Here is a 9,660-nt window from a genome sequence, read left to right on the forward strand (position 1 = left end):
ACTGCTTAAGATTCATTAATCTTTTAAACTGAATCAGTAAAGCATACTATCTATACAGTTATGTTCATTTTTGAAAGGAATAACTGCATTACATTCCCAATACTTACCAAAGGCTCGAAAATAGAGTGAACCGCCTAAATGCTTTATGGTATCGCGATGAAGCAGAAGTCCTTTTTGAGATACTGAGCGAATTGCATCTTTACTTTTTCCGCCCAAAAATCGAACATTGAACTGTTTTATAACAATTTGTTTTTCGCGTATCGAAATTCTGATGTAATAAACTAAAGAAGCATATTTTCGCATGTTCAAATATAGTTCTTCGATTAATTCAATAACTTCACAGATGATTTCATTGCTAATGTCTTCAGGAATATCGTTACTAGATATATTGCATATGGATCTTCCTTTTAATCCACAAGATGTATTGATTGAGTCGTTCATTTGTAGTGTATCTTCAATGTGCTGGATGAACTCGCTTCGAGCATCTTGCTTAGCAGTATTTCCACGTAGAATGTCGATAATATTATGTCCTTCTTCAAAAGCCTGATCTGCCAAATCATTTATTGCCTCAATAGCACTTCGCTGTTTTTTAGAAATAGACTTGTCAAGTAATGCTATTTTACTTTGTAATGCAATATCTGCAATCTTATTAGTTAATCTATCGTGCATTCGCACAGCCAGATGAAGATTATTAATTGTTTGCTTATCTTTTTCATAAAGAACCATTTTTTGGTGAGAAATGCGCAAAATAATACCAGTGCAAACGCAAAATATATTTATTAAAAGGTAAGCAATAAGATACTTGAAAGACAAAGTTGATAAGTATCGGTATGCAACGTAGTGTAATGCATCTATTACTAAGAATAAAGGTAGTGTAAATTGAATCGGATATAAATACGAAATAAAAACAAATGATATGATGAGCCCGAAAGTTACTGGTGGAAGATTCAGACTAGGAATAACAAGAATGCTGAGATGTACAAAAATATAGCACATGCTCATAAAATGCGGGAGCAAGCAAAGAAACAGATTTATAGCAGCAAGAATCATGTAAACTATAACAAGTTGTATTGTGCTATTGTCGCTATTTGAGTAAATATATGCATCCATTGCGCTTGACAAACACCCCAATAGTAAAAATGTTTTATTGTCAATAAGCTTTTCTCGCAAACGCCGCATTAAGAAAATAATCATTGTGTATCATTTCCTAAATATTCATCATGCAGCCATGTAGTAATAAGTTGTGAACGATTTGTCACATTCAATTTTTTGAACACGCGACGAAGGATAGTTTCCACAGTACAAGTTTCAACAAATAAACGTTTGGCGATTTGCGCATTAGTCATGCCTTTACTGCACAACTTTATAATTTCAGTCTCATGATTCGTTAAAGCAAGGCGTCCATTTTTTGGCTTATTTTGCAAACGCTGAAATGCTGTCGTCGTGTCGTCAAAATGAAGATCTCCTATTATTTGTGGCTTGAACGTGCCATGGGCAATACTGCTAAGCATGGCGCAAATGGTTTCTGGGTGGTTCTTTCCAACAATGCCTTGCGCGCCTGCTGTTGATGCTTTTAAAGCATAATCGTTGATAGGGAATGAAGTTATAGCAATTATTATTGGGAGTGAGTATCTTCTTCGCAATTCGTATAATATTTTAATTCCCGAAACCCCAGACATATACATGTCAATTAGCAGCACGTCTGGGCATTGATTTTGACAAAACTGAATTGCTTGATCGACGCACGTGGACAACCAGCAAATATTGCAGGACGGAACAACCTGTTCAATATATGTTTTTAGGCCGTGTAGACAAAAACAATCATCATCAACAATGCCAACAGTAATATGCTTTGCTATCATATTGCTCCTTTAGAAAAGCATTATTTAAGTAATAATAGTACTTGAATTTGTATGATGAATATCTTGTCTAGGAAAACCTTTACAAAGCWGATTGTATAAAGGTAGTTACTGGAGCTTATGGGGGTTACTCCGCAGCGAATAAGTTCGCTTAAAGCTTAGTGATTTAATCACAATGTGGTTGGGGGCTATGCGCACGGAAGCCGCTCAGTAGTGTATAAACTCTATGCAAAACAAATCATTCTCTGGTATTACGCAAGCTCCAAGAATCATAAATAAAATCATCATTTAGTCTGATGCAAACTCTTTACGGCGATTATAGGCTATTAAGCAAAAGCTTAAATCTTCAATAAAGTGACAATTATAAAAGCGTCAATTGTAACATTATCAAGCACTTTATTTATTTTCGATCAGTTTGAGAGGCTTGTTTCGACGCATACTATGTGTCTACGAGTTTGGTGAGTAAGGAGATTTGTATTATGAGTAAATTTATGAAAGTACTCTTGCTTGCTGCTCTGCCAGTGTGTTTGCTTACTGCATGCTCTGGTAGAGCAGTTGATGATAGTCAACAGCAGGCATCACATGATTCAGTTCCGCTTGTTTCAGTCAAAAAACAGCCTTTAACACAAGTTGTGTCGGGTAAAGCAACAATAGAACAATCGTCTACCTTTGTTATCACTGCTGTAAGTAGAGGGAATTTTTCTCCATCGGTAAAGGCAGGAAGTGCTGTAAAAGCTGGAAGTGTTCTAGGTTACAATGCTGGTAACAAAATTATTGCTCCTGTAGACGCTAAAGTTGTGTCAGTAGCTGAATCGTCTGCGGACGTGCCTAAATCTTTCCCACTATTCACTCTTAAATATGAAGGTTTTTCAATAAGCCTTAATGCAAAAGCTTTACTTCGTTCTGCGGATATTACAGATGTTAAAGGTCGCTTCCAAATTGAAGACGGTGTTGGACCAACCAATTGTTTGCAAATAGTACAAAGCGGTGGAACTTCTACCGATATTGCAGCCTCGGGTAGTAGCAAGAATGATAATGCTGATTCGACTCAAACAGATGAGTCGAGCGCGCAAAGTACACCTAGTGTATCGTCAAAAGTTTTAACGTGTTTAATAGATAAAAGCACAGAAGTAGAATCAGGCCAAAATGCGACGCTTGTTTTTAATGGCAAGCATAAACAATCGGTTCTAACGCTGCCCGTTAGTGCGGTTGCTGGAAGAGTTCAAAAAGGTTTAGTCTCATACAAAAAAGGCGATAATTGGGAGCGTAAAGAAGTTGGTCTTGGAATAAGTGACGGCGCTAATATTGAGATTACGTCTGGTTTGCATGAGGGTGATGTTGTAGCAGGTGTTTCTCCTGATCTCATTCCAGGAGTGCAATGATTATGGGAAACAATCCTGTTCCATTGGTTGAATTACAAGATGTGTCAGCGCGTGTGAAACTAGGCAATGGCGAATGGCTTACCACTGTCAACTCTGCGTCTATGCTACTTAATCAAGGTGAAACATATGCGGTAGTTGGCAGGTCTGGATCTGGCAAAACGAGTCTTATTTCTATTGTCGGATTTTTGAATAAAAATTTTACTGGAAAATACCATTATTCTGGCAAGTCAATCCAAAAGTGTAGTGATAATACAGTATCGCATATGCGCGCTCGAAATATTGGTTTTGTTTTTCAAAACTATTCTCTCATTAAGCATTTAAGCATTAGAGAAAATGTTGAGTTGCCGCTTTTGTACGCAGGACTACAACAAAGCAAGCAGACAAGAAGAAAAACGATAGAAGAAGCATTATGTGCTGTTGGATTGCAAGATAAACTAAACGAATACCCTGGAAGTTTATCAGGCGGTGAACAGCAGAGAGTTGCGATAGCGCGTGCTCTCGTCACTAATCCCGAATTACTTATTTGTGACGAGCCAACTGGTGCACTCGATAGTAGTACGGGAGAAAAAGTGCTTCAAGTGTTGCATGATCGTGTTAAAGAATCTGGAACAACATTACTATTAGTCACTCATGATATGAAAGTGGCTCGTTCTTGCTCTCACATTTTTACTATGGAAGGCGGTGTTCTTTATGATCATGCTGCTTAAAGATTTGCGCCTTTCTCCTATGAGATCCTTCCTCACAGGTTTTTCAATGTTTATAGGCATCATTGCCGTTATTGCGTCAGTGCTTATTGGCACGGTTGGTAAGGACTATCTTATTGCAACTAACGAACAGCTAAACGGTCGTAGATCAACGTACGAGATTACTTTTTCAGCACAAAATTTTGACGAATATTCAGTATTTAACAAATTCTTAAATCGCATTGAATCTGCAAACCGTAACGCTAACGTTATGCTACAACCAAACACTGGACTACTGTTTAGCGCTTCTATGCCAGCCTCGAAGAGTGTAAAAATAAGCAAAGAATATAAGACTGGCAATCTTCAATATGTTGACGCTGTTTACACTACGGCAGGATACAACAAAGTTTATAACTTACCTATTGTAAGTGGAAGATGGTTTAGTAATAGCGCTAAAAGCAACGCATTAGAAATGGTAGTAAACCAATCTGCTAGCAAAAGATACAAGATTGGTGAAGTAGCATTTATTACTTCTCGTAAAACAACACAAATGAGTCCTATAAGGATTGTTGGAGTTGTGAACGATGGCGTAGACTCAGCAAAAGTATACGTGAATATTCTAGGATTATTACGTTACGCTCCAACTCTTTGGGAATATTCTGGAAAAGAAGCTCAAGGCTCAATCTACTGGTTGAATAAAGAAAATCGTTCTCAAAAATCAATTAAATCTTATGTTTCAGACGCTCTTTACGACTGTTGTGGTGGACAAGTAAACGAAATTAGAAGACATGATAATAGTGATGATTACGAGAATGTTATAACAGTACTGCAATTAAGTTTTGCTATCGTAGCAGCATTATTGCTTTTTGTTTCCGCGTTAGGTTTAATCAATATTGGTTTAGCATCGTTGGAGCAGCGCACGCATGAACTGCTTATACGCAGAGCTTTGGGTGCTACTAGATGGTCGATTGCTTCACTCGTATTAGGCAGTGCGATTATTTTAGCTCTGATAGTTTCGATTGCTGCCGTCGCTGTTTCTTTTGGCCTTGTGTCTATAGCATCAAGTTTTTGGGATGTAGCAAGCCCAGTTAGTCCGCCAGTTTACCCATATGAAGCCGCTATTGGAGCTGTTATTGCGGCTTTTATTACAGCGCTTGCTGGAAGTGTGGTGCCGGCAATAAAAGCATCACGTTTACAACCAGCATTAGCATTGCGTTAATTTTCAAAAAATAAGAAAGAAGGAATAATGAATAATCATACTATTGGTAAAGCAACTCTTATTGTTGGTGTGCTTAGTGTGCTTCTTATGTTTAATGCGTGTGGAGGAATAGGCAACAATGATGCGAGTGGTGTGGGTGGTGCGCGCTCGCAAAATAGTTCGCCTAGAGAGATTGTTGATTTTGCTCATATAGAGAAGGAATATCAGGAATCTGTGGCAAAGCTTAGTTGGCCTGAAAAATATAAAGCTCCTGCAAACTTGGTTGGAGAAGAAAAAGACGGCCAGTTCCAGAGTGGATATGGTGATACGCAAGCATCTAATTATTATCAGTGTGCTTGGGAACGGCAATGGTTAGATACGTATGCTAGTGATGAACAAGCGGCAAGTAAAGCTTTGCATGAGCTTGAAAAAGTGCCTAGCATGCCGTTTATGGGTCCAGACCGTTGTGATGATGCAACGCGAAACTTTTTCAAAGAGCATATGCGTAAAGCAAAACTGGGAGATCCGTCAGGATTCCAACAGGATGTGCAAGCTAATTGTCCTGTGATGTAATTGCATTTGTATAGCTTTATTGTGCTTTCTCACTAAATAGCTTGTTATATGCTTCTTTTTACCCATGTTGATGGTGTCCAATAATCTTTGGTAAGCATTGATGGGTATGTTTGTTTACGAGTTTGAATAATCCATAAGGCTATACCTGTTGAAACAAGTATTACGCCAGCTGCAATCATTATGAATAATGATGAATTTAGATTTCCCCATGCTAGTACGCTTGCATACCCTACGATAATGCCGCATTGCTCCATAATAGAAGTAAAAGTAGTAGTTGCGCCGAGAATGTGTGTTGGTATGCCGTCGAGAAGAGCTGTTTGCCCATAGACAATAGTGGCGTCAAAAATAATACCTGCAATGAAAGCAGAGCAAAGAAAAAGAGCAATCCAATTATTAAGTGCGAAAATAAGTAAAGGAATAGAAAGGAATCCAGGTAGTAAAATAGAGTATAAAATCTCATAATGCAGCACAATATATTTGCATAATAGCGAACCTACAATCATGCCAATGTTAAATATGCTGACTATTGATCCCCACGTGGATGCCGAATGAAAAAGTGTGAGACAATGGTGTGCTCCCATTAGTCTAAATGCAGCAAGCCATGATCCAGATTGTAATGCTGATACTACTCCTAAGACTATTAACCATGGTGTAGATTTCATATAGTGTAGAGAAGCTGCAAAACCAGCAGTTTTACTGCTTCCTGTCTTCGTATTGTTTGCGCTATTTTGTGCTTGCTGGTTTAGATTAACTAACAGTAGAGGTAGCGCCGCTAGTATCATCACAATAGCAATGCTCGTAAAGAAAATGAGCGGATTGCATATATCAACAAATATGCCAGTGATAGCAGGTGCAGCAAGCCTGCTGAGATTAATCCACATGCGCATGCTTGCTAAAAATTTGGTTTTTTCGCCAGCTGGCGCGCTATATGCCATTAATACTTTTTGATTAGGCGAAGAAAATGCAGTAAAGAACCCGAATATTATGCCGAGTAGTGTAACCGTAATAGCAATAAGATTATGCTGTGCTACTAAAGCGAAACCGTATCCAGTACACAGCAAGGCAAAGCAGAACGTTAGAGTTATAAACAATCTAGTTGGTGGATATTTATCTGCGATAATGCCGCCAAGCGGTGCTGCTATGCAGGTCATAAGCGCTACTGATACCGCGTTAAGCGCTGCGTGAGATAAGTCGACATGTATTAAAAGATATAGGCTTACGCCAAATCTACAGCTTGTTATAAGAAAGGCATTAAGCGATAAAACGGCAATAATAAGAGTTGTGCGAATTCGTGCCGCAGCGTTCATTTCCTTCTCTTTTTTTCTTTCTTCATGTTATGAATGTCTTTCATATTCTGAATAATATATGCCTCTTGATATACACCTTTTTCTGGACTGCGAGTGAAATGAGTGTTTTGTCGCAGTTTATAGGTGGGGGTTGCTGTTACTGGCGATAGTAGGAGAGGAAGTTGGAAAGTTTGCTCATTGCGTCGCGAAGCGTTTGCAAGCGCGGCAAGTAGACTACGCGGAAGTAGCCTGGAGTCTGCCAATTAAAGCCTTTGCCGTGCACAATCAGCAACTTCTGATCGCGCAGCAAATCAAGCGCAAACTGTTCGTCGTCGTGAATGTTATAGCGGTCTGGATCGAGTTTTACAAACATGTAGAAAGCGGCATCCGGTCGCTCGACGCTTACGCCATCCATCTCCTGAAGCGCGTTATAGCAGTATTCGCGCTGCTCATACACGCGTCCGCCTGGCTCCAAGTACTTTTCAACGCTTTGGTATCCGCCCAAAGCAGTCTGAATAATCGATTGCGCAGGAACGTTCGAGCACAATCGCATATTAGACAGCATGTTAAGTCCCATAATGTAGTCGCGAGCTTTGGATTTATCTCCCGAAAGGCTCATCCAACCAATGCGGAAGCCGGCAATCATATGCGATTTAGAAAGTCCGCTGAAAGTTACGCAGAACACGTCTGGAGCAAGAGAAGCAATCGAAATATGCTTCTTGCCGTCCATAACAAGACGGTCGTAGATCTCGTCCGCAAAAATAATCAAATTAAACTCGCGCGCAATCTTAACAATCTCTTCCAAAACTTCGCGGCTATACAGCACTCCCGTAGGATTATTCGGGTTAATAATCACGATTGCTTTAGTGCGCGGCGTGATTTTAGAGCGAATGTCGGCAATATCTGGGTACCAATGCGACTTTTCGTCACACATGTAGTGCACAGGAGTGCCGCCAGCCAAGCTCGCGCACGCGGTCCACAGAGGATAGTCTGGGCTTGGTATAAGAATCTCGTCGCCGCAATCAAGCAACGCTTGCATAGAAAGGTTAATCAGCTCGGAAACGCCGTTTCCGGTGTAAATATCTTCCATTTGCACGCCTGGAATGCCCTTAAGCTGATCGTATTGCATAATCGCCTTGCGCGCAGAGAAAAGTCCGCGACTATCTGAGTAGCCTTCGCAGTCAATAAGCTGCTGCTGCATGTCGTAAATTACTTCGTCTGGAGCGCGGAAGCCAAAAGGCGCAGGATTTCCAATGTTGAGCTTTAGAATATGCGTTCCGTTTGCTTCCATGCGGTTTGCTTCTTCAACAACAGGACCGCGAACGTCGTAAAGCACGTGTTCAAGTTTTGTGGATTTGTTGAATGTGCGATGCTTTAGAGTTTTGGAAAGTTCAGCTTCTGTAAGCTGCGGCTGTTGCTGCTGTTGTAATTGATTTAATTGTGATTCTTCTGCAGACTGGCAGTTTTGCTCGATTTTTGCACAAGAATGACCGCCTTTGATTCCGTCGCTGCTGATTCCAAGAATTTCAGCTAGCATGTTACGCACGTCTTTGCGAGGCTCAGTTTTGCCGCTTAAATACTGGCTTAACTGGCTTTTGCCAAGCTTATGACCGTTTTTTGCCGCAAGCTCGATTACGTCAATCTGCTTGTACCCTTTGCGCTTCATAGCTTTCTTAAGCTCATCAGCAAAATTCTGTGCCATAATCTGTCTTTCTTGTAAAATCGGCATTTATAAATTGAACAAGTTTATAGCAAAGTTCAAAATATAAGTATTAAATTGAACTATTTGCTCAATATTAGTCGCAAAAATTATKTTKTATAGTAATTTATTCGTATATGGATTAATCACGCTTGTAGCGTTTCTTGTGCACATGCTTAAGCAGGTCGCAGCGTGCGTAATTTTCTGGCGTTTGCTGTCGTTTTTGTAGTTTTGGAAAACATTTGCCGTGATTTTCTCGGCGTTTGCTACTGCAGTAAAAGCGCGTAAGTGATTGTTGATTTAAATATATTTTATACAAGATTTTATATAGTATTTTTGCGTAGAACATAAAAATGTCAAATACGTTATGTGTTGACGTTTAATTAATTAATTAATGTTGTATGTGTTGCATGGCTTACATGTGTTGTATAATCGCATTGTTTGTCTTATCGTTTGACAATCGAAATTATTTGGAAAGCTTTATGAGCTACATGGAATTGTATTACTTGTATTGCTTTTGCAGATGGAGGGAAAATGGACGAAAATAACCAGCAGGTTCCGCAAGCTCAGCCGGTTCCTCAAGCTCAGCCAGTCCAACAGACTTACACTCAGCCAGTCCAACAGCAGCCATACGCTCAGCAGCCTCAGCAGTCTTATGCTCAGCAACCTCAGCAACCGTATGCTCAGCCTGCTCAACAGCAGCCTTACGCTCAGCAGCCTTATGCTCAGCAGCCTCAGCAGCCATATGGTCAGCAACCAATGTATATTCAGCAGGCTCCTGTTTCAGGCTTGGCTGTTGCATCATTAGTTCTTGGAATTATTGGTACCATATTTGCTTGGGTACCTGTATTCACTATTATTTGGTGGGTTTTGGGTATTCTGTCTGTTATTTTTGCTGTTCTTGCAATGCGTAACACCAAGGCTGGTGTTCCAGGTGCCAAGCGTGGTCACGGTATGGCTGTTGCAGGGTTGGTTCTTGG

The 9,660-nt window shown here is 40.1% G+C and carries 9 protein-coding genes; 5 read left to right on the forward strand and 4 right to left on the reverse strand.

Features of this window, described 5'->3' with window-relative positions; genetic code table 11:
- Positions 1–33 precede the first annotated feature (33 nt).
- Together A5294_RS02145 and A5294_RS02150 are read right to left on the reverse strand one after the other, a co-directional pair.
- The gene (locus A5294_RS02145; protein ID WP_064340327.1) at positions 34–1,194 is read right to left on the reverse strand and encodes a hypothetical protein; all 1,161 of its coding nucleotides are present in this window, start codon (positions 1,192–1,194) and stop codon (positions 34–36) included.
- The gene (locus A5294_RS02150) at positions 1,191–1,862 is read right to left on the reverse strand and encodes a response regulator transcription factor (RefSeq protein ID WP_064340328.1); all 672 of its coding nucleotides are present in this window, start codon (positions 1,860–1,862) and stop codon (positions 1,191–1,193) included. Before A5294_RS02150 ends, A5294_RS02145 begins: the two co-directional genes overlap by 4 nt.
- Before the next feature lie 476 nt (positions 1,863–2,338).
- Here A5294_RS02150 and A5294_RS02155 point away from each other — a divergent pair, with 476 nt between their 5' ends.
- The 4 genes from A5294_RS02155 to A5294_RS02170 are packed head-to-tail and all read left to right on the forward strand — an operon-like array spanning position 2,339 to position 5,695.
- Positions 2,339–3,241 carry an efflux RND transporter periplasmic adaptor subunit gene (locus A5294_RS02155; RefSeq protein ID WP_064340329.1) on the forward strand — a complete coding sequence of 301 codons (903 nt, stop codon included), beginning with the start codon at positions 2,339–2,341 and terminating at the stop codon, positions 3,239–3,241.
- Positions 3,238–3,948 carry an ABC transporter ATP-binding protein gene (locus A5294_RS02160; protein ID WP_064340330.1) on the forward strand — a complete coding sequence of 237 codons (711 nt, stop codon included), beginning with the start codon at positions 3,238–3,240 and terminating at the stop codon, positions 3,946–3,948. The genes A5294_RS02155 and A5294_RS02160 overlap by 4 nt, the downstream gene beginning before the upstream one ends.
- Complete coding sequence (locus tag A5294_RS02165; RefSeq protein WP_064340331.1) at positions 3,932–5,143, forward strand: ABC transporter permease; 1,212 nt, start codon at positions 3,932–3,934, stop codon at positions 5,141–5,143. Before A5294_RS02160 ends, A5294_RS02165 begins: the two co-directional genes overlap by 17 nt.
- A 27-nt stretch (positions 5,144–5,170) precedes the next feature.
- The gene (locus A5294_RS02170; protein ID WP_064340332.1) at positions 5,171–5,695 is read left to right on the forward strand and encodes a hypothetical protein; all 525 of its coding nucleotides are present in this window, start codon (positions 5,171–5,173) and stop codon (positions 5,693–5,695) included.
- Positions 5,696–5,739: 44 nt separating this feature from the next.
- Here the strand turns inward: A5294_RS02170 and A5294_RS02175 are convergent, their stop codons facing one another.
- Together A5294_RS02175 and A5294_RS02180 are read right to left on the reverse strand one after the other, a co-directional pair.
- On the reverse strand, positions 5,740–7,002 hold the full coding sequence (locus A5294_RS02175) for an MFS transporter (RefSeq protein ID WP_064340333.1): 1,263 nt from the start codon (positions 7,000–7,002) through the stop codon (positions 5,740–5,742).
- Positions 7,003–7,138: 136 nt separating this feature from the next.
- Positions 7,139–8,683, reverse strand: coding sequence for an aminotransferase class I/II-fold pyridoxal phosphate-dependent enzyme (locus A5294_RS02180; protein WP_004104838.1), 1,545 nt, complete (start codon positions 8,681–8,683; stop codon positions 7,139–7,141).
- Between the two features lie 531 nt (positions 8,684–9,214).
- Here A5294_RS02180 and A5294_RS06880 point away from each other — a divergent pair.
- Positions 9,215–9,660 (forward strand): DUF4190 domain-containing protein (locus tag A5294_RS06880; protein ID WP_231880172.1); only part of this gene is annotated, 446 nt, incomplete at its 3' end.

It is taken from the genome of Gardnerella sp. 30-4, assembly GCF_001641215.1.
GTDB lineage: Bacteria > Actinomycetota > Actinomycetes > Actinomycetales > Bifidobacteriaceae > Bifidobacterium > Bifidobacterium leopoldii.

Bases quoted from the DNA above. Each gene is read 5' to 3' on its own strand.
- A5294_RS02145 (WP_064340327.1), bottom strand. From the start codon at position 1,194: ATGATTATTTTCTTAATGCGGCGTTTGCGAGAAAAGCTTATTGACAAT.
- A5294_RS02150 (WP_064340328.1), bottom strand. From the start codon at position 1,862: ATGATAGCAAAGCATATTACTGTTGGCATTGTTGATGATGATTGTTTT.
- A5294_RS02155 (WP_064340329.1), top strand. From the start codon at position 2,339: ATGAGTAAATTTATGAAAGTACTCTTGCTTGCTGCTCTGCCAGTGTGT.
- A5294_RS02160 (WP_064340330.1), top strand. From the start codon at position 3,238: ATGATTATGGGAAACAATCCTGTTCCATTGGTTGAATTACAAGATGTG.
- A5294_RS02165 (WP_064340331.1), top strand. From the start codon at position 3,932: ATGATCATGCTGCTTAAAGATTTGCGCCTTTCTCCTATGAGATCCTTC.
- A5294_RS02170 (WP_064340332.1), top strand. From the start codon at position 5,171: ATGAATAATCATACTATTGGTAAAGCAACTCTTATTGTTGGTGTGCTT.
- A5294_RS02175 (WP_064340333.1), bottom strand. From the start codon at position 7,002: ATGAACGCTGCGGCACGAATTCGCACAACTCTTATTATTGCCGTTTTA.
- A5294_RS02180 (WP_004104838.1), bottom strand. From the start codon at position 8,683: ATGGCACAGAATTTTGCTGATGAGCTTAAGAAAGCTATGAAGCGCAAA.